Annotated in this window: 24 protein-coding genes; 21 read left to right on the forward strand and 3 right to left on the reverse strand. The window is 46.1% G+C overall.

Features of this window, described 5'->3' with window-relative positions; genetic code table 11:
• The first annotated feature begins 13 nt into the window (after positions 1-13).
• From EDF88_RS19460 to EDF88_RS19515, 12 genes are all read left to right on the forward strand, one after another.
• Entirely contained in the window at positions 14-442 is a 429-nt protein-coding gene (locus tag EDF88_RS19460) for a hypothetical protein (protein ID WP_134186602.1), read from the forward strand.
• An 11-nt stretch (positions 443-453) separates the two neighbouring features.
• Positions 454-1548 carry a major capsid protein gene (locus tag EDF88_RS19465; RefSeq protein WP_134186604.1) on the forward strand — a complete coding sequence of 365 codons (1095 nt, stop codon included), beginning with the start codon at positions 454-456 and terminating at the stop codon, positions 1546-1548.
• A 9-nt stretch (positions 1549-1557) separates the two neighbouring features.
• Positions 1558-1773 (forward strand): hypothetical protein, encoded by a 216-nt coding sequence (locus tag EDF88_RS19470; protein WP_134186607.1) that lies wholly within the window; start codon positions 1558-1560, stop codon positions 1771-1773.
• A 2-nt stretch (positions 1774-1775) separates the two neighbouring features.
• Positions 1776-2156 carry a hypothetical protein gene (locus EDF88_RS19475; protein WP_134186609.1) on the forward strand — a complete coding sequence of 127 codons (381 nt, stop codon included), beginning with the start codon at positions 1776-1778 and terminating at the stop codon, positions 2154-2156.
• Positions 2156-2326 carry a 50S ribosomal protein L13 gene (locus EDF88_RS19480; protein WP_134186611.1) on the forward strand — a complete coding sequence of 57 codons (171 nt, stop codon included), beginning with the start codon at positions 2156-2158 and terminating at the stop codon, positions 2324-2326. Before EDF88_RS19475 ends, EDF88_RS19480 begins: the two co-directional genes overlap by 1 nt.
• Positions 2326-2673 (forward strand): hypothetical protein, encoded by a 348-nt coding sequence (locus tag EDF88_RS19485; RefSeq protein WP_134186613.1) that lies wholly within the window; start codon positions 2326-2328, stop codon positions 2671-2673. The genes EDF88_RS19480 and EDF88_RS19485 overlap by 1 nt, the downstream gene beginning before the upstream one ends.
• 2 nt (positions 2674-2675) lie before the next feature.
• Positions 2676-3044: an HK97 gp10 family phage protein gene (locus tag EDF88_RS19490; protein WP_134186615.1), complete on the forward strand. Its 369-nt coding sequence runs from the start codon at positions 2676-2678 to the stop codon at positions 3042-3044.
• Positions 3041-3430: a hypothetical protein gene (locus EDF88_RS19495; RefSeq protein WP_134186617.1), complete on the forward strand. Its 390-nt coding sequence runs from the start codon at positions 3041-3043 to the stop codon at positions 3428-3430. The genes EDF88_RS19490 and EDF88_RS19495 overlap by 4 nt, the downstream gene beginning before the upstream one ends.
• 65 nt (positions 3431-3495) lie before the next feature.
• A complete protein-coding gene (locus EDF88_RS19500) occupies positions 3496-4254 on the forward strand; it encodes an Ig-like domain-containing protein (protein ID WP_134186619.1) in 759 nt (252 codons plus the stop codon).
• 50 nt (positions 4255-4304) lie between these two features.
• Positions 4305-4979 carry a DUF6246 family protein gene (locus EDF88_RS19505; RefSeq protein ID WP_134186621.1) on the forward strand — a complete coding sequence of 225 codons (675 nt, stop codon included), beginning with the start codon at positions 4305-4307 and terminating at the stop codon, positions 4977-4979.
• A gap of 59 nt (positions 4980-5038) precedes the next feature.
• A complete protein-coding gene (locus EDF88_RS19510) occupies positions 5039-7360 on the forward strand; it encodes a tape measure protein (RefSeq protein WP_134186623.1) in 2322 nt (773 codons plus the stop codon).
• Positions 7361-7429: 69 nt separating this feature from the next.
• Positions 7430-7948, forward strand: coding sequence for a hypothetical protein (locus EDF88_RS19515; RefSeq protein WP_134186625.1), 519 nt, complete (start codon positions 7430-7432; stop codon positions 7946-7948).
• Positions 7949-8027: 79 nt separating this feature from the next.
• Here the strand turns inward: EDF88_RS19515 and EDF88_RS19520 are convergent, their stop codons facing one another.
• Positions 8028-8462, reverse strand: coding sequence for an Arc family DNA-binding protein (locus EDF88_RS19520; protein ID WP_134186627.1), 435 nt, complete (start codon positions 8460-8462; stop codon positions 8028-8030).
• Between the two features lie 124 nt (positions 8463-8586).
• Between EDF88_RS19520 and EDF88_RS19525 the strand changes: the two genes are divergently transcribed.
• From EDF88_RS19525 to EDF88_RS24740, 8 genes are all read left to right on the forward strand, one after another.
• A complete protein-coding gene (locus EDF88_RS19525; RefSeq protein ID WP_134186629.1) occupies positions 8587-8754 on the forward strand; it encodes an Arc family DNA-binding protein in 168 nt (55 codons plus the stop codon).
• Positions 8755-8824: 70 nt separating this feature from the next.
• Complete coding sequence (locus tag EDF88_RS19530) at positions 8825-9391, forward strand: Bro-N domain-containing protein (protein WP_134186631.1); 567 nt, start codon at positions 8825-8827, stop codon at positions 9389-9391.
• 78 nt (positions 9392-9469) lie between these two features.
• Entirely contained in the window at positions 9470-10258 is a 789-nt protein-coding gene (locus EDF88_RS19535) for an ORF6N domain-containing protein (protein ID WP_134186633.1), read from the forward strand.
• Positions 10259-10319: 61 nt separating this feature from the next.
• Positions 10320-10817 (forward strand): hypothetical protein, encoded by a 498-nt coding sequence (locus EDF88_RS19540; RefSeq protein ID WP_134186635.1) that lies wholly within the window; start codon positions 10320-10322, stop codon positions 10815-10817.
• A complete protein-coding gene (locus EDF88_RS19545; protein WP_134186637.1) occupies positions 10817-11287 on the forward strand; it encodes a hypothetical protein in 471 nt (156 codons plus the stop codon). Before EDF88_RS19540 ends, EDF88_RS19545 begins: the two co-directional genes overlap by 1 nt.
• Positions 11280-11747: an NlpC/P60 family protein gene (locus EDF88_RS19550; RefSeq protein ID WP_208326161.1), complete on the forward strand. Its 468-nt coding sequence runs from the start codon at positions 11280-11282 to the stop codon at positions 11745-11747. The genes EDF88_RS19545 and EDF88_RS19550 overlap by 8 nt, the downstream gene beginning before the upstream one ends.
• A complete protein-coding gene (locus tag EDF88_RS19555; protein ID WP_134186639.1) occupies positions 11659-14142 on the forward strand; it encodes a host specificity factor TipJ family phage tail protein in 2484 nt (827 codons plus the stop codon). Before EDF88_RS19550 ends, EDF88_RS19555 begins: the two co-directional genes overlap by 89 nt.
• A 60-nt stretch (positions 14143-14202) precedes the next feature.
• Positions 14203-16134 (forward strand): hypothetical protein, encoded by a 1932-nt coding sequence (locus EDF88_RS24740; RefSeq protein WP_166672000.1) that lies wholly within the window; start codon positions 14203-14205, stop codon positions 16132-16134.
• A 33-nt stretch (positions 16135-16167) separates the two neighbouring features.
• Here the strand turns inward: EDF88_RS24740 and EDF88_RS19565 are convergent, their stop codons facing one another.
• Complete coding sequence (locus tag EDF88_RS19565) at positions 16168-18003, reverse strand: acyltransferase family protein (RefSeq protein ID WP_134186641.1); 1836 nt, start codon at positions 18001-18003, stop codon at positions 16168-16170.
• Positions 18004-18755: 752 nt separating this feature from the next.
• Here EDF88_RS19565 and EDF88_RS19575 point away from each other — a divergent pair.
• On the forward strand, positions 18756-19106 hold the full coding sequence (locus EDF88_RS19575; RefSeq protein WP_243839642.1) for a hypothetical protein: 351 nt from the start codon (positions 18756-18758) through the stop codon (positions 19104-19106).
• Between the two features lie 806 nt (positions 19107-19912).
• Here EDF88_RS19575 and EDF88_RS19580 read toward each other — a convergent pair.
• The gene (locus EDF88_RS19580; RefSeq protein ID WP_134186645.1) at positions 19913-20425 is read right to left on the reverse strand and encodes a serine acetyltransferase; all 513 of its coding nucleotides are present in this window, start codon (positions 20423-20425) and stop codon (positions 19913-19915) included.
• Between the last annotated feature and the right edge of the window lie 61 nt (positions 20426-20486).

Genomic DNA, 20486 nt, shown 5'->3' on the forward strand with positions numbered 1-20486 from the left:
GGAGAAAAACGAAATGGCTAAAGACGGTAAGCACGTAATTCATGCGGGCGGTGTGTTCCCGAACCCAAATCTCAACCGTGAAGGCCGCGCAACCGCGGTTAAACCAGGCACTCTCGGCTTCTTCGATGCAGGCGTGTTCAAGGCGTCTGTAGCAGGTGCAGAGCAAGCGGTTATCTACGCAGCAGACTTCGATTATCTGCGCTGCAAGTCAGTCGATGACGCCTATGCAGTTGACGATCTGCTTGTTGCAATCCATCCACTGCCGGGAATGTTCCTGAACGTTCGCGCGGCGGCTGGCACCTACAAAAAAGGCGACGCTCTTTCAATCGCCAACGGCCAGGTGAAGAAATGGGCCACCGGAGAGGCTGACCGTTGCTACTGCGACGAAGAGCGCTCAATTACCGCCGCTGCTGGCGACCTCATTCGCGTAGTGATTAAGTAAGGAGTCACTGAATGCTTGTTTATTCTAAATCGCTGGGCGAAAAGACCGGCAACCTGGCTGTTAACCAATACCAGTTCGGTATGCTGACGCAAGAGCGTGATGCGGCAATGAACCATCAGGGCGTTAACGTCATGAAGGAACTTGCCGATCGCATCACTGCTATCAACCAACTGCAGGGTATCAACGCCGTTCGTTCCCCGGCTGACCTGTACAAAGCGTTTGACCAGACTGTTCTGCGCCAGTTCGAGCCGAACACCGAATTCACGCTGTTTAACGACCTGATGCCGCTTTCCCGCTCCGTGCGCATCAATCAAACCGTGTACGAATACGCGAAGTCTGGCGGTCGCATGTGGGCGCATACGTCAATGTCCGGTCAAATCGGTGCGGCGCTGGATGCGGTGCAATACCAGTATGACGGCACCATGGTTCCGGTGCATGACACTGGCTTCAAATTCCACTGGCGCGAACCTCGCCTGAACAACCCGGACGCTTTCGACATCATTGCTGATGCTCAGTTTGAGTCCACCAATGAAGTGCGCCGCCAGTATGTGGATTACATCTACAACGGCTACCGCGACGCTGAAGGCACTTACATCAAGTTTGATGATAAGACCTGGAAAGGCCTGAAGAACGATGAACGCGTGGCGATGGTCGATCTGAGCGCTTCCGGTCTGAATATCGACTTCACCGATCCGGCTGCAACAGCTGAGCAAATCCGTAATGCGGCAATCAAGCTGCGCGATACGCTGAAGCTGACCAATAACCAATACGCAGCGCAAACCTGGTATGTTTCCAGCGCCATCATCTCCAACCTTGAGCGCTACTACAGCGACAACTACCAGTCAGACACCATTCTGCAAGAGTTGCTGAAGCTCTCTGGCATCGCGGCAATCAAAGAAGATGCAGCGCTGACTGGCAACCAGATCCTGATTGTTCCGCTGACAGCTGGCGTGATCGCTCCGATTGTTGGCCAGGCGTTTGGCACCGTTGCCGACCCACGCCCGCTCTACAACAGCGATTACATCTGGCGCACCTGGGGTGCTGCTGGCCTGATGGTCAAGACCGACATCAACAGCAAGAAATCCGTCATCTACGCACACGACTAAGAGGTCGACATGGCACTGGTAAAAGTAATTAGCGATAACCTTTTCTCCGGTGCCAATCTCCAGAAGGTGGAGGTTGGCTCGAAGGTTGAGGTTGCAGATAAGACAGCAGAGAAATGGGCGGCGGCAGGTTTGGTAGAAATTATCGAAGACCGCACCTTTGAAGTGGCAACGCCGGGTGATGATGCCCCTGAGCAGCCTGTAACTACATCGAAAAAGGGCAAGTAACTATGGCAGTAGTGCAGATAACAGCCGAGCAGGTAAAGCAGCAGCTATCTGCACTCGGCTACACCATTCCTGACTTCATGATTGACGCGTACCTGTGCAAATTGGCAGGCATCCAGGATTGTCTCGACGCTGCTGGTTATGACGAATGTGACATTGTGCTAATTCAGATTTACGCCGTCACGCTTATGGCTTTAACGGCATACACGCAGCGCATTAAGTCGCAGGGTGCGCCGTCTGGTGCGTCAAGGTCGTTTGATTACACTGGCGACGTAACCAATCTTCGTGACCAGCTAACCGCGCTGGATACGTCCGGGTGCACAGCCAATCTCCCGATTGATGTTGGTTCCAGTGTTGGACTGTTTCTCGTCGTCGGTGGCTGCTGATGTGGAAGCTCATAACTGAAAGCCTGCCGAAGCCATTCGCTCGAGTCTGGGTGAAAACGGATACCGGTCGTGAAACCACCGGCTATCTGAAGTCTAACGGTGAGTGGGTTATCAACTGCGTGACCATTCGCGCTACGGGTGCGGTAGTGGTTAGTTGGAGGGAGGGTTGATGTCAGAGGCAGCTAATTGGAGTTACACGGCGGCGGCCACATTCTGGAAAACGCTTGGTTACAGCGAAAGCGGTGACAACCTCGGCTACTCGGCACCAATATCGATTCTTTGCGACTACGAGGGTGGATTATCGAAGCGTATTGGCAGCATCGGCGCCGAGATAGTCGCTAAGAACACGATTTGGAGCGAGTACGCTGACGCCACCACCGGCGATTACATTCTCATCGGAACCAGTGTTGACCCAGACCCATTAAACGCCGGAGCTGACGAGATTATGCAAGTAATTCGCTATGCCGATACGTTCGACCGTGTTGCAGATGATTTTGCAATTATTACTGGGGTGTAGCTATGGTGGCTAAAGTAACTGGCATCAGTAAGGCGAAGAAAAACCTTGATGCCCTGATTGGTAACATTCAGGGTCGGAAGGCGGTTAGGGCCATACAAAGTGCTTTAATTATTGGCTCAACTCAGGCTGCCATTTATACCCCTATCGACACGTCCACGCTTATCAATAGTCAGTTTCGAGACATTTCCGTTCGAGGCGACAGGTTAACCGGTCGTGTTGGCTACTCTGCAAACTATGCGATATACGTCCACGATCCGAATGTGCCGCAAACCTTCAGGCGAGCCACTGCGCAGAAGGAATTTTTAACCAAGGGGTTTGAGGATTCCAAAGAGCAGATAGACCGGGTTGTTTACAAGGAAATGAGCCTGTGAATCCTTCAATGTATCGCCGTGTTCGCAACATGTTGTTTGATGCTCACCTTACTGATGACTACAGCACTCAATACCTAAGCTGGAGGGATACCGGAAAGCTCGCTGAGCGATTTATTGTATTTCGCCCCAATGGTGGAACAGCAGTAGATCGTGATTTGTCTTCTGAATATTACGTTCTAGTGGATTTAATTAGCGGGAAAAGCACTGGAGATTACGAAAAGTCAGCGGCTGATGCTCAGGCGATAATTGACTACATTCAGGCAAACCCTATCAGCAACCCATGCGTCGGGCAAATAACCAACATGGGCGGCATCCCGGCACCAGTTCAAACAACAGAAGGACGCATGGTATGGCGTCTGCAATTTGCTTGCCTCTACGGTGAGTAACACCAATAACTCAAACAAGGCTGCTCCGGCGGCCTTTTTTATTTTCTGAATTGAGGTAAGAAATTATGCAAGGTTGTCCAACCAGCTTTGACCGCATGATTGGGCGCGCTAAGACGCTCGAACTGGCTTACGGCTGCCCGGATGTACTCCCAGCGGAGGGTGATTGGAAGTTGATGGGCCTTCCGACTACCACGTCATGGGATTTGAGTCCTGAATCATTGAACTCTGATGCTGATGAAGGCGGCATTACCGCTACGATGATCTCTGCTTTAGACCCAACGTATTCAATTGAGGGTGAAGTCAGAACAAAAGATCGCACTGATGAGTTTGGTATTCAGGCATTTGTTAAATACATCGTTGATGAAGTTAAGGCATTACGCCAGCCAGCGGTGTGGATGCGCCTGCATTGGGGTGATTATTACCACATTGGTTATATGGTTCCGTCAGGCGCGAGTGATGGTGGCGGCGTGAAGGAAATCGTTACGTACAGCTTTGAATTTAAGCTGAACGTAGGCACTACCTTCCAGTTAACCCAAGCGGACACAGACATTCCGGTTACTGGTGTGACATTGACACCAACAACCAGCTCTTTGGCTGCGGGGGCTAGCAACACCTTCACGGTAGCTATTGCGCCTACTGACGCAGATAACAAGCTGTTTACCGTAAGCTCATCAGTACCAGCCCGAGCGACCGTTGCCGCTGTAGGTAATACCGTCACTATTTCATCTCCGTCAAATGCAACGGCAGGTACAGCGGTTATCACCGTTAAGACAGATGATGGTGACTTCTCGGCTACGCATACTGTGACGGTGACCGTCCCGTAACCAAACCAAAGGGTGGCGAGCCTACCCTTGATTTTGCTTATGGAGGAATAATGACGCCAGTAAAAGAAATAGGTGAATGCAGAATTACCGTAGGTGAACAGGATTACTTTTTCCGACCATCTTTTATGGCCATGACGCGCATTGGTGAGCCAGTTGAGATAGTTCAGGCGTTTTACGACCTTCACAATAACGAGGCTTCCGCTCTATTGCAGCGCGGAATTGATGCTTATGGGTTCGCTCCTGAATGGCTCCTCAAATTCATAAATCAGCCGCAAGTGATAAAGAAAGCCGTCCTGGCTGCAATCAATGTCATCCAGGCTTGTTGCGACGAGGATACCTCAAGGCTAACGGGTGAAATTGTTCCTGGTAAGTCCGGGAAATGGGCCTTCGTATACCGAAAAGGATTCATGTCCGCATTTGAAATGGTGTTGATTGCTCAATCTCTGATTGTGCATGGCGTCATTGGAAAGGCAAAAGTAAGGCAGCTTCAAAAGCATGAAACTGGCGAGGCTACAACGGAATTCAGGGCGTTCGATTATGTCAGTGCCGCTCGTCATCATTTCAGCATGCCAAGGACGGAAGCCGAACAGCTAACCATGACGGAGTTTCAGTTAATGCTGGCTGCAAAATATCCCGATCAGAAGGGATACACCCGAGAAGAATACGATTCAGCAGCGGATGAATTCTTTGAACGACGCAAGCGCAGATTAGCTAAGTCAGCATGATTGACAATTATGATTATAACCTCGCTCCGGCGGGGTTTTTTTATGCCCGGAGATAACTAATGGCAGGCGAACAGCAACTTGGAAACATCGTCTATGAAGTTGAGATGAACGTTGCCAACCTGATCGAGGCGCAGAGAAAAGTTAATGAACGCCTAGACAAGATGAACTCTGGTTTCAATAAATCAGGCCAGGCGGCAGACAAATTTAGCGCCTCATTAAGTAAATTGGGTGCAGCTATATCTGTTGCGTTAGTCGTTGAGTGGGGCAAGCGATTCCTTGAAGTTGCAGACAGCATGACTCAGCTTCAGGCGCGTATCGCTCGACTATCTACAGACGCTGCGGCAGCAAAACAAACTTTCAGTGATCTGGCGGCGATTGCCTCTGTTACGGGGGCCAGCCTTGCAGACACAACGAAGCTATGGGAGTCATTAACTTCTTCGCTAAAAGAAGCTGGCGCAACAAATGCGCAGGTTCTTAACCTCACTGATACCCTGCAAAAGATTGGTCGTATCGGTGGCTCATCTACTGAAGAAATGGCTAACGCACTGCGCCAATTCGGACAGTCGATAGCCAGTGGCACAATCCGCGCAGAAGAATTCAACTCCATCCTTGAGCAGATGCCGGAGCTTGCAAGACAGATTGCCACCGGGCTTGGCATGTCTATGGGCGAGCTTCGCCAGGCCATGCTTGCCGGTAAGCTCACGGCACAAGATGCGTTAAACGCTATTCAGGACAGAACAGCAGCGGTTAACGGCGAGTTCAGCAAATTACCGCGAACAATGGACCAGGCAACCGGAAGCCTTGAGACGGCTTTCGGAAGGCTAATTAAATCCATCAACGATGCAACCGGTGCATCTTCGGCAATGGTTTCTGGTATTGATTTGCTGGCAAGATCTATTGATACGCTAGCCACCTCATCAGCTACTAGCGCTCAAAAGATTCTTGCAGTCGCAAGAGTGATGGCAATTCTTAACCCATCGCTTGCAGAAGCTGTTGCCGGGTTCGATAAAGTTAACAATGCAAATGTCGAAACACTTACTGGAAAAGTAAGCGACCTGACTGGTGACCTTGCCGCAGCAACAAAAGGTGCGAATAAGGCCAGTGAAGCGACGAAACATTTCACTATCGCGGCAACGGCATCTGCCGGGGCGTCAAAGAAAGCATCTTCAGAAGCTAAAAAAGCAGCTGATGAGCAGGAAAGAATTGCCGAAAAACTCGAAGAGTTGCGACAGAAATCCATGCTTACGGCTGCAAGCACCGGGGAGTTATCAAAGCAGCAGGCCATATTAAGCGCTCAACAATCGTTAGGTAGTGCGGCATCGCAGGAACAAATCACCCTGGCGGGGCAGTATGCAGCGCAAGCATACGATGTAGCGGCAGCTCTGAAAGCCCAGCAGAAGGCAGAGAAGTTAAAACAGGACACCGAGAAAGACTACAAACAGGTGCGCGTCCAAGCATCACCTGTTGTGGGAGTAGATACAAAATTCCAGGAGCAAATGGCATCCCTCAATGCCTACGCCACGCTTTACCCGCAGAAAATTGCAGAAGTAGAAGCCACTCGGGCTGCAATCGAGAAGCAGTACCGTGATCAGCGTACGGCTGCCATGTGGGAGGAGTGGTCGCAGCAGAATGTAGCATCTCAGCTATTTGCAGACACACTGCAAACCTCCATGAATACGGTATCTAGTAGCATCACCGGCATTCTCAACGGTACGCAAAGCCTCAATGATGCCCTTGGCAATATAGCCAATACCGTTTTAAGCAGTGTCGTGCAGTCGTTTGTTCAGATGGGCGTCGAGTGGGTTAAATCGGCAATCATGGGACAGACAGCGCAGGTAGCGGCTACAGCAGCAACTACAGCGGCTTCTGTGGCGGGGACGGCTACCACAACGGCAGCCAGCACAGCAGCGGCAGCCACAACGACTGTTGCATGGACTCCGGCAGCTATTGCGGCCTCTATCGGCTCATTCGGTGGCGCGGCTGCAATCGGTATTGGTGCTGTAATCGCTGCAATGGCACTTTCAAGCTCATTAGCTGGCAAGCGTAAGAATGGTGGTCCGGTATCGGCTGGCTCAATGTACCAGGTAGGCGAGGGCGGTATGCCTGAAATCTACCAGGCCAGCAGCGGTAAGCAATTCATGATCCCCGGCGATAACGGCAAGGTCATCAGCAATAAGGATATGCAGAGCGGAAGCGGTGGAGGTTTGAACTTTGTACTCAACATCACCAACACGAATGGCTCAAGGGTAGAGACTAGCGAACCGCAGTACAACAACGGCTATCTCACAATGGAAATGTTTATTGGAGACATGCAACAAGGTGGGCCAATGAGCAGATCTATTACAGACACGACTAGCGCCACAAGACGAGCAACTGAATAAGCATTTGCATTGTCTTGCGCCACCCCTCTGATACCATGTGACAAAATGTTACTTACTGGAGGGAAAGTAGTGAAAAGGGCAATTATTGCGACTCTCTGCTTGATGGCGGCGTCAACATCACAATCTGCTGATTGGCATGCAACCTATAAAACCGATGAGATGCGTGGCACATCCACAAAGTTTCTTCAAACCGTATCAGACAACTCGGTTGAATTTGACTTCCCATACAGCGGAGGCTCGAATTTAACGCTTGTTCTTCGCTCGAAGAAAACAGCGCTTAAAAAGGACCAGAAACCTGAGAGCTTGCCTGTTACAGAGGCTCTTCTGGTGATTAGCAAGGGCCAGTTTTCTTGCAATTCCTATGATGGATGCTCTGTATCAGTAAAGTTCGACGATGGTAAAATTCAAAAATATTCTATGTCTGGGGCTGAGGACAGTAGTTCAGATGTGATATTTTTCGATAAATCATCGTCATTTATTAAGAATGTTAAAAGCCATAAGAAAATGATCATCGAGGCAAGCTTTTTCCAGGAAGGCGACAAGCAATTTAAGTTTGATTTAACTGGGATTGAGCAACCAAAGGCATAAACCCTTTTAATATTTGGGCAGCTTTAACGCCCCACGTTGACTAGCGACAATAGCCCACTCAGGTGGGCTTTTTGTTGTTTTACTGATGGGGGATTTCTACTAAAAACCCGCCTGCATCCACTGATTTCTCAGGTACGACATAACCGAGCTCTCTTAATCTGTTAAATGTTAAATCGAACACAGAATCGTAATCAGAGTCACTAAGCCCTTCCAGCTCAAGGTCATCAAGACCCACGCAGAAAGTTGTATGACCTATACGAATTTTTTTGTTTATTTCAGCAAAGGTTCTTTTAAATATTATTGCGGAAAGCTCATCCTTAGCCTTACTGACAATTTGAATGGCTTCTTTCGCTGAAATTAGCTGGTCAGTTGGAATGTCCTTCAGAAAACTTACATCCAATCTATGAACAATTTCAGCATTGATAGACCGCCCGTTTGCTTTCGCTGCCTCTTCAACTTTCTCTTTTAATTCAACTGGAAGTCTGATTCTTAACTGTGGATCTTCTCTGCTCATTTGATTTCTTATTCTGCAAATATTCACAATATGTAAATTATGCCCCACGGTGGGGTTGACTTCAATGACGCACGGTGTGACACTTAATTTGTGCCTCACGGTGGGGCAATAAGTGGAGGATGAAGTGGAAAAAGCAAAAGAGATGTATCAGCGTAAGGTTCGTTTCCCAGAAGATGTTAGGAAAGCTATTGAAAAGAATGGGGAAGATGAGTGTCGTCAGTTCAATACCGAATTGATTTATCAACTGAGAAAGGCATACGGACTAATTGGTGAAAGAAGTGCACAAGCATAAAAACGACGAGACCCGGAAGTGCGCTAACACTAACCGGGCCTCTAATGTCAGTAACCTAGGGGAAACCAACATGAATATTGTACAGAACAACGCATTAACTTTCCACAACACCACATTCTCTTATATGGAAATGGCTGGTCATATCTGGCTTACCGCAACAGAAGTAGGCGAGGCACTTGGTTATGCAGATGACAAGGCTATCCATCGCCTTTTTCGAAAGCATGCTGATGAATTCACAGTGAATATGACAGGGGTGGTTAAAGTGACCACCCCTGGTGGAATGCAAGACTCTCGAGTGTTTTCCCTGCGTGGCGCGCATCTAATGGGCATGTTTGCTCGCACCACCAAAGCAAAAGAATTCCGCCGCTGGGTGCTGGACATTCTAGATCGCGAAGTTTCTCAGGGAAACGTCAATCCAGCATTCGATTTTGACATGGCTGCCCATAATGCTCGAGCTATCAACATTCATCTCAGGGCAATCAAAGAAATGTGGCGTGGTGGTTTAGCTGATGGGTTGAAGCTTATTGGATACAAAGACTGCGGGAACATCAGTGAAAGGCTGGCTGACATGACGTTCTTCACGGCCCCACTGGAAAGCAGTCTTAGCAAGTATGAAAAGAAGGGGAAGATTCATTAATGGCGCATGGGATGGCGCAAAAAGAAAAACCGCCAGTGGACGCTGGCGGCTTACGTTAACTGATGACTGGAGATTCGAATGCAACAATCAACATCAACTGTTGTAAATGTAGCAAATGCAATGCCGATTGTCGATCCTGATACATTCCCAGTAATTGAATGGAAGGGGCTACGCGTCGTCACTACTGAAACGCTGGCTAAGGGGTATGCTACCGATGCCATTCGTATTCAGCAGAACCACATCCGCAATGAAGATCGCTTTGTTGAAGGTGTGCACTTTTTCAATCTCAAAGGTATTGATCTCAAGGAATTTAAAAACAGACTATCTTCAAGCGAGTCTGTTGGAAAGCAGGCGAGAAGCTTAACCCTTTGGACTGAGAAGGGCGCAGCCAGAATGTCTAAAATCGTCGATACCGACGAGGCATGGAATTTCTTTGAGCGCCTGGAGGATTCATATTTTCACCCACGCACATCTTCTCTTCCTCAAACCTATGAGCAGGCTCTGGAAGATTTGCTGACTAAGGTGAAAGAGAATCGCCTGATTGCAGAGCAGCGAGATCATGCAGTCCGTACTAAAGCATGGATTGGTGAAAAGCGTGAAGCTACTGCGATGGCGACCGCTTCGGCAGCTGTTCGTGAGAAGAACAAATTAGCTGAAACAGTCGGAGCATGCAGGAAGCACGCGACAATCACTGCGGTTGAGAACAAAACTGGAAATGAATATAAGTGGCAGGGATTGCGTAAATGGTGCCGTGAAAATGACGCGGTGCCTTTGGAAGTTGAGGACAAGCGCTTTGGCATGGTGAAGTCATGGCCACGTGAAGCATGGCTTGCAGTGTATGGACTAGATTTGCGTAAAATTTTCTAAATTAGAAACACTTACAACGTAACCCTCTTCGGAGGGTTTTTTATTATCTGGAGCAAGGTAAATGGCCATTAATTACCCGGACTGGCTACCGCTGGCCCAGAAGTCGAAAACACCAAAGCCAGATACCGGCTTTCGCACTGACCTCCCGCAAGTTGGCGCACCAATATTCCAGAAGCTAACCGACGACCTGAAAACAGGATTCTCGCTGACGTGGATCTTCACTCGCGATCAGCATCGCGCATTTTTGCAGTGGGAGAGCAGCCCTAACTATCTGGATAAATCGAACCAGTGGTTCCTGATGCCGATTGGGATCGGCTCTGGTGCATACGGTGAACCTGAGATGCAGGAGCTGCATTTTGTGGCGCGGCCGACATGGTCACAATCCGGTTCCGTGTTCACCTGGTCAGGCGATGTTATCTGCCGGCAGTTGAAAAACTCCGATGATGATTACGCAGACATTATTGTCGAACTGCCGCCACCGTGGGATAGCTGGCTGGATATTGTCGTGACCGGTTACCCTGATAACCGCGACCCAGAGTCGCTGCCGAGGGTGCCGTAATGCAGACATTCAGAGAAATTAAAAGCCGCAGACCTAACCGCATCCTCTACGACACCATCACCATCTACAGTCCGACCTTCGGATATATTCGCTTCGTCAACGATCAGATATTCCCCAAGACGCTTGGCGGTAATGTTTATCAACCATGTCGAATGGAAATCTCAGACAGTCAGCAAAGCTCAACACCCGTTATTGCTGCGGGTGTCAAATTTAGTCGCATGGCATCTGATTTCAAGCAGAAACTGAAAGAGTGGAAGGGTTATGGTCGCATTACTCCGATCCAGTTTACCCGTACGCGTTTTGATGCCGCAGACATGAATACCCCTATCAAGGCATGGACGCTGTTTGTCAGCGATACCAGCCTTGATCCCAACGATGTAACTGTGTCGCTGACAATCAAAAACCCGCTCAACGCCAATATTGGTCGACCTTACAACATTGAAGAGTTCCCGGGGCTACAAAATGCTTAAAGCTGAATTTCTCGAAAGGGTGATTGGCATGCCCTGGCGTAACCGAGCCTGCACGTTTGAGGCGCTCGACTGCTGGGGCCTGGTCATTCTCTATTACCGGCACGTTCTCGGCATTGAACTGCACCACTCGCCTGACTACGAAGCGGGTGAGGACTTCATGACGTGCTTTGAGGGTGAGGTTGTTTACTGGCGGCGGGCTGAGCACTTCAGCGACGGCGATATCTTCATTGCCTACTACGGCGCGCAGCCGGTGCATGTCGGGCTGATTGTCGATGGCAGGGCGCTACATAGCCGCGGCGAGAATGGCTGTGTCTGCTCTGACCAGATAAGAACTATCCAGAAATTATTCACCAGGACGGAGATCTATTCGTATGCCGGTAATCGAAATACAGAGAGTGCCGGGGCTGCCGAAGCAACGGATGGAAGTATCAGCGGGGGAGAAGTTCAGCGAGTGGCTTGAAACGGCAGGTGTGCATTCTGATGTGCGGGCCATCATTAATGGTCGGGAGCTGCAGGATGATGACAATGTCGATTTCACCATTAACGCTGATGACCGAATTATCATCTTTGACCAGCCCAAGAGCGGAGGGCTTGCTAAAACCCTTCTCAATCCCCTCGAACACTTCAACCCGATAAAATTTACGCAAAAGGTGATGGGCTCTTTCATTAAGCAGCCTAACGCTGGCGGCGCTGCAGGGCAAAGCAAAACATCACCGAATAACAGCCTCAAGGGGCAGACGAACATTGCCCGTAATGGCGAGGCCAGGCCTGATAACTACGGCCTGATTCGCGCCTATCCAGACCTGATTCAACAGGCCATTTTCGAGTACGTGAACAATAAGAAAGAAGTCACACAGTTCATGAACTTTGGCCTGGGTAAATATGACATCAGTCAGGTGCGCTACTCGGAAACTAACGTTGGCTCAATGGCTGGCGCGTCGTACACGATTTATCAGCCAGGTGATGTGATTGCGACAGTTTATGAAGGGTATGAGTTCGACGATGTAGACGGGCAGGAAGTGCCGGGCACGAACGAGGATACCGGAACCCCGATTGCGACGGCCACCGCAACAACAATGATCAGTGGGAATTACGCTGGCGGTCAGATAGCAGTAAAAATCGTTAAGCAGGCTGAGTTCGACTACTTCATGGGCCTGGCATTGCCGCACGCTGTTTCTTTCGTTCTCAACATTACTTATCCAGTTCCTGGCGGCACCAAGACGGAGGATGTGACGCTGTTTGCTAATCTAATCAGTGCTGTGCAGACTGACGATGGCGCGGTTGTCTCACCTACGTTTTATTACACCTTCACCTTCGACAGCATCAATGGCTCCAGTGCTTCATACATCACGACAGCAACAATTAACACCACGAAGTTCATTCTGAATGACAATGCCGCGCTGATTGTCGGACCATTTTTCTCGCCAATCGAATCAGATCAGCTCTGGGTTCATACCAGCTCGGGTCTTGGTGGGAATAGCGAAACCAACTGGCAACTGCAGATATGGAAGGTGGATGCTGAGAACAATCAGATACCTGGTACCACTCAAACATTCACCTACCGGCAGACCACGCCACATGACTCTACCAGCGAGACGTTTTACCGCACTGACAAGATAACGCCTGCTGCAGGACGAGGTCGCTATTCGCTTTCATTCCACCGAACGGATAACTCAAGCGATGCAAGCAAGCTGGAAGTGGAGGAGGTGCATGCGGTCAACGTCAGGAACAATGTCAGCCACCCTAATGACACAACGGTCATCATCAAGGTTCGCGCAACTGAGAACTCCACCGGCCGCGAACTGAAATACAACGCGATGATTAACCGCTACACGATTAGCTACTCGCTCAGCACGCAGTCGGTTGATTACACGCTTCGCCCGTCGCGCAGATTCGCTGATGCCGTGGCGCACACCTGGCTCGTTATGGGTGGGCAGCCGGAGAGCAATATCGACCTTTACGGCCTGTATCAGATTCAGGCTGAAATTGACGCCATAGACCCGCGACTTGGACGCTTCGACTACACCTTTGATGATGAAGACGTGTCACTGGGAGCTCGCCTACAAACCATCTGTGATGCGGCCAGTGTAACGGTGTCATGGGATGACGATGTGATGTCATTCACTCGGGACAAGAAGCGAACCGCTCCCGCCACAGTATTTAACCGGAATAACACTGTCGAGGCTGGTTACTCGCTCAGCTACGACATGACGCTGCCGGGTGGTTTTGATGGTGTCGAGGTGCAGTACCGCAATCCATCAACCAATAAGCAGGACTTCATTCGTTACCGCATAAGCAACGGAGTAATCGTATCCGGCGCGCCAGTGAAAGCGAAGAAGTTCGAGATGATGTATGTGCGTGATGCATTCCAGGCTAACGAGAGGGCGCTAAGAGAGTGCAAGCGTCTCATCTATTCACGAATGGCTATGAGCATCACAGCGCTGGCTGACGGGGAGTGGGTGGGTGTTGGCGACATGGTACAGATTGTTGATACCTACGACACCAACCAGCAATCAGGGTATATCGTTTCTCGTATCGGTAACGCCTTCGAAACCAGCGAGCGGATTAACTTTTCTGGCTCAATGTTCGTGGTGGTCACCGATTATCTCGGTACGCCGACAGCGCGCTACCCGGCACGGCCTCTGCCAGACACGTCTTTTGGCTTCAGTGCTGCAATTCCTAATATCGAACTCAACATTTATGACGGCATGAATGTGCAGTCACCATCTCGTTACTTCATTGCCTCATCTGAAGAACTGGATGCTACGCAGTGGGAAATTACTGATAAGAACCCTGGCACTGATGGAACGACCGCATTAACAGTTCGCGAATATAGCGACCTGATTTACTCCTAAACAACCTTTAAATCCAACTCCGAACCCGGCCAATGCGCCGGGTTTTTTTATGGAAAAATTATGGCGACTATACCTACACAACTCCCGGTTCCAAGTGAGAAACCTCAAGACCTGAAATTTAACGCAGGGAAAATTGACGAGTTTGTTACGTCGAAGCAGCGAGAATATGAAGATCGCTTTGGCGGAAAGCACTACACCATTGAAGGCTTGCGCTGGGTTGCTCAGCAGGCAATTTCAGCATTCGGATATACCAATTTAAAAAGTTTCCAGGCTGGAGCACCACTACCAGAAAACAAACTAACCCTACCTAACCAGGTTTTACAAGATGAAACTGATGGTGAATATTATCGTTGGGATGGTGATTTTCCTAAGTCCGTCCCCGTTGGTTCTACGCCAAATTCAACTGGAGGCATAGGTACAGGAAAATGGCTAAGCGTCGGCGATGCGTCATTAAGGGGTGAGTTGAACAATAAAGATGGAGCATCTTTAATTGGTGGGGCATTGTATTCTGACATTAGGGGGTATAATGGCAATGCCTTATATATTAACTGCATTGGTTCAAAAAATATTTTTGATAAATCTAGTGGGGTATTCTATAGGGATGATCTAGATCTCACTTCAGATGATGATGATGGAGTAATAATTATTGATTCGCTCAACAGAAGGTGGAAAAGAGTATTCAATGGTTCTATTTATGCCGAATGGTATGGGGTTAATGGTGATGGAACCAATCAGGCTACCTCTCTACAAAAAGCCATAGACTCTGTGGCTAAAAATCATCGAGGTGGGGAAATAATACTCCCGCGCGGTGACATTGGAATTAATGTCACCATACAGTTAAGGGAAAAGGTTTCGTTAATTGGTGAGTTTTCCGCATTATCCTACAATGGCGCAGAATCACATCAGACGAGAATTGTAGCTCTTAGTGAAGGAATGGTGATGCTTAGGGCTAGTTCTAATTATGTTTCTTTAAAGCAGTTGGCAATATTTGGAAATAACATAGCAAAGACTGGGTTTTATTCATCAAGCGATGACAGAAGCCAGATACATACACACAATTATTTTAACTGCTTGTTTCATGCTTGCACTGGTATTCAACTGCATTTGATTTCCACAAGCGGTGTCAGGGCTCTTCACAACAGCGTCAGCGGTGGAACCACAGGTGTTTATTTGGATGGTTATTGTGGAGATTCAGTCTGGACAGATTTAAAAATAAATACAGTTTCCCCAGATTCACCTGAAAGCACATCTTGGCCCGTTGGGTGTGGCATGTATATAGGTAGTGGAAGTAATAATTTAGTTATATCAGGTGGTAAAATAGAATGGTGTAGAGCAGGTATAGTAATTCAGGATTCGCAAGGGATTGTGATCTCAAATTTCAATTTTGATGTTTGTCGAAAATATGATATAGGAATCTATGACAATGAAAGCGAGGATGAGACTGTTCCAGATAGTCTTGCTGGGAGAAGTATAAATATTAACAACTGTCGACTATTGGGAGGTGATCCTAAGAATAATACCAATACGGCAGGTATTTACATTGAACGCGCAAAATCAGTAATAATAAATGCAGTTAATATTAAGCGCGGAAATGATGATGCTTTTGATTTCAGTGTGACACATGATATGGGGGCAGTGGGGCACCATTACGGTATTCTAACAAACAGTGCATATCGACTCACAATAACGGATTGTGATTTATTCCAAGCCGGGACGGTTAAATGCGCGCAAATATATTCTGCCAATGTGGATTCCTCACATGATATATTTGAAAACAACAACACTGATGGCACGGAAGATGTGCCTAATAAAAGAGTGGGGATTTTAACGCATTATGGTGCGCATAAATACACTGGATCTTGGGATTTCCCCTTGCTTCTGGGGTCCATAGCCCTTTGGGCTGCATCAAATGGAGATTTTATGGTAAAGAACTGGGTGGCAAATGGTATGCCTGCCAGCGATGTAGATGGAAACAAAATAGCTGTAGCATAATGATTGTTGGAGGGCTGGGAAGCCCTCCATAAATTAATGAATATTTTTTTCTATATAACTTCCAACTACATTAGCACCGTACCTAGAAAGGTGCACTCCGTCAAATAGAACTGGATTTCCATCTATTATTATAGAGCATTTTTCTTTGCTGCAAAGCGCATCTTTTGGGCTTATAAAAGATACGTTTTTATTTTGTTTTGCTATGCGCAAAAGCATTTCATCTGCGACGCTAATAGTTCTTCCGACATCTTTTCTGCATTTAGATGAAAATTTATTGATGAGTAATCCTTCCGAAGAAACACAGCCTATTACATCATAATCAGGATAGTTATATGTACCGACAAAGTAATACTTCCTTTCATCACCTCCTGTTTTAATTAATTTTACTAACTGCTCTTCAATGACTTTATAATAATCATCGGTGGTTACTGATTCACCGTTATCTTTCCTCTTTAAGTTATTTATATAAGTCTCCCAGTTTTGATTAATAATAACTGGAGCGCTCTTATATTCATCAAATACATTTTTTAATTTATCAAACATTGAATTACACTCTATTGTATTGCTCGATGTGTAATCAGGTAAAATCATGCACATGACATATGAAACACTTACTATACGAGTGTTTTTGTTAGTCCAAAAATCCATATATTGCTGTGAATAACTATCCCCTGACAATATTAACCCTACATCATCACCGATTCTGTTGAAATAAATGTTACCATTTGCTTTGTTGAATGTGTTATATCCGCCATAAAATCTTTCAATTAATTTGTCTTTTGTGGTTCGCGAAAATTCGTCTACGCGCCAATTGAGACCATTTATTGAAATGGAATAAGAAATTAAAAGAATTGCTAAATATACAAAAGCGGATTTGTATGAATAATTTCTTTTCCTCTCAATTAAATGATGCAATAAGATTGAAAGAACTATAACAAACACTAGATATATTTGGAAGTTAATATGTATGTCAAGTTTTTTTGAAATTACAATAATTGGCCAATGTATAAGGTAAATAGAATATGACCATAGGCCGATTTTTTGCAAAATATAACCGGATAAAATACTGTTATTGTTGTTAGATAGCATGCATAAATATGCACCAAATACAGGGATTAAAGCGTAATAACCTGGCCATGGATCAAGATTGCTGAAATAAAAAAACGAAAATAATATTAATGATATTCCTATAAATTCAAATATAAATCTTTTTGTTTTATTAGCGTTAATTTGATATAAAAAAGCCATTCCTCCTGCCAACATTTCCCATGCTCTAAATTGCAACATAAAATAAGTGGATTGAGAGTCTCTTTGAGTTTCAAAAACGCAATACGCAAAAGACAGAATAAAACATATAACAATTAATATTTTAACTTTTTGCAATGATAAATATTTTGATAAAAAATATATTGCTATTGGATATAAAATATAGAACTGCCATTCTACTGATAGCGACCAAGTATGCAAAAGTAATTTACTATGTGATGCAGGATCAAAATATCCAGATTCAGAGTTATACAGAATATTGGATGTAAATAGTAAACTGGCAAGTCCATGCTTACCGACAAGTTGATATGTTAAAGGTTCAAATGCAACATATCCTATAACTACAATTAAAAATATTAATACCAGTAATGCTGGGACAATGCGCTCGCACCGTCTTATGATGAATTTTTTAATGGAAAAGGATCCGGAACTAATGCCATTAAAAATTATTGATGTCATTAAAAAACCAGAAATGACAAAAAAAACATCAACACCAGCGAAGCCGCCAGGTAAAAATGATGGATTAAAATGGAATATTAGGACGGACATTACTGCCAAGGCCCTTAATCCGTTTATATCCTCTCTAAATTTCTTATAAGTCATTAAAAATATCCATTTATGAATTTGTTCATATCTATAATTTTGAATCTATACGCATTGTAGGCATAAAATTTGCCATCATCAACGCCATTTGGGAGTATCTGTTTGATTATTAACCACCTGGTTAACTTGGCATCATGCACGAAATATTTGAGATAACTAAGGGTGCTCATAAACTAGTAGGCATTAAACCATATAAGGACCTTCATATTCTGAAGGGAGTGGCAGATTAGTAACCTCCAGTAGTCGAACTGATAGTATTGAAGAAGGGTCGAGATTTTAGTTATGGGATATATACGGGCAAAAAAATTAGCGAAAAATCCGAGCGCGAGAGTCGCATAACCGACAGTTGATAAAACTTCCTAACCAGGAAATTTACATTCCTCGTAATCTATTCATCTAAAAAACACTTTTCACTCGCTAACTCACGACATGGCCAGGCCGAACCACTGGTTCGCTTGATCTGCCATTCGATAAAAACTACTGTATATAAATACAGTTTAGTTGGAGTGGATGATCATGCCGCGACGCGATGATATTGGGACTGCGTTTCGTAGAGCTATAAAAATTGACCCGCGAGGCAAGCGGATGGTGACGACTGTCGATTTTGTCCGAGAACTTGAGAAGGTTAATTGGTTTTGGAGCCAGCGTGAGGCTAATCGCTGGATAAAGTTTTATCAGACCTGCTTTCGTGACTTCACTGATCACGAGGGAGAGGACAAAGTTTACTTTCTCACGAGTATGGGGGCGGTGAGATGACCATGGGCCTTCAATCTCCAGCAATTGGTTACGCAGAAAAATCGATAGACCTTAATGCTGTGCCTGGCACCATGTATGACGATTCAATTGTTGTTGAAACGAGCGATGGTTATGCCCTGCTGAGCAAAAGCGGCAAACCGAAGCGGGGCGATACAGTGTTAATCCAGTTCTGCGGAGGTACTCAGTTTGCGAAAGTTTACGGTGAATCATTAATCACTGAAGACGGCGAAGCGATAGAGGGTGACGCTCTTGATGAAGTGGATGTCCTTGGACTGGTTACACAATTTATCAACAGAGTGATTGATGGCAATGAGGATGGGGCGTTCGACGATGTGCCGGTGATGTGATGGGGCATGGATGGGACAAAAAATTAGCGCGAACTCTCATGAACTGTAACCTTTGTTCTGAAATTTCGCGCTAAGCATCTGTCTTGATGCGTGATGTTTCGTGTACTTCCGTGTTCTACAAAATCAGAGCCTCATATAATGAACATGCAGGTGTAGTTGCTTGATCTATAAGATATATAAAAATATAGACGTACAGTTTTATCACTAAACTAAGAGAGCGTAGGTCAGTACATATGCGCCTACGAAGAAGTGTTATTGTGAAAAAGTTTGTGGACTTGTTAATTATCATCTTTACTAACCCATGATAATCATTATTTTTTTGTCATTAATGCCTTAAAAATTCCTCAAATGTAATAAATGACTTGCCGCTTCCTGATTCCATTTACATAATCCGCGACTGTTTATAGGGGGTATTGTGGCAACTGTTTATTATTTTATGCTTCTGGCGTCAGGTTATATGAGTAATGTTTCATGGAACGTGACCCCCATGCCTAGCATGGAAGTGTGCGAACTCACCTTAAAAGAGGTGATGAAGGGAATTCCTGATAGAAGTTACGGTACTGTCCAGGCCCCATCCGCTGGAAAATGTATAGAAGTTCAGAAGTAAGCAAGATTTTTAAAATGATTCTAAAGGCTGACAATCGTCGGCCTTTTTCTATTTAGCCTGCCATCCATCAAACGCTTCTACTGTCAGAGAGCTTGCCGTGGTCAGATACTGACCGAGAAGGGGAATTTGAGTCCGCCTAAAGTTGTGGAATATGAGCGGCTTAAAACATGTTTCCGATGCTGGGTATTGCGCTAGTTAATTAAATGGTTAACGTTTCGGGCTTTTCGATAATAACCATTTTATTGCTGGAAATGACCGTGCTATTAGACGGAACGCTTTTTAAAACCAGCGTACCTACGCCAATTGTCACGTTGTCGCCAATTTCTATATCATCGCCAATGATGCAGGAATGGGCGCCCATATTGACGTTGTTTCCCACTTTAAATTTGATGTCGACACCATTTTTATTGCTGCCAAGGGTGCAGAATTGCCTGATAGTAAACCCTTCTCCAATCACACAACTTCTGTTGATAATCATTGAGTTACCGTGCCATATCTTAAAGCCCTTGCCAATTTTCAAATGGTAAGACAGCTCTACCCCAAACAGGCCTTCATTAATAACTCGGTTGAGTATCACAAACATCAGCGAAATCGGGTAAAGAGCCTTTGTTTTGGCATGAATAGTGGCCATTCTAAAAATTAAAATAATCAGCTTAGATTTGGCTGTGTTGATTTTTAAGTCATATTTTAATGTGGAAAAGAAATCACGCATGGCGATATTCCTTTTAAGATTTATAAGAATAATCTTAATTCATATTCTGCAGCTCGCCATT

Origin of the sequence: Buttiauxella sp. BIGb0552 (assembly GCF_004366275.1) — a bacterium.
Classification (GTDB): Bacteria; Pseudomonadota; Gammaproteobacteria; order Enterobacterales; family Enterobacteriaceae; genus Buttiauxella; species Buttiauxella gaviniae.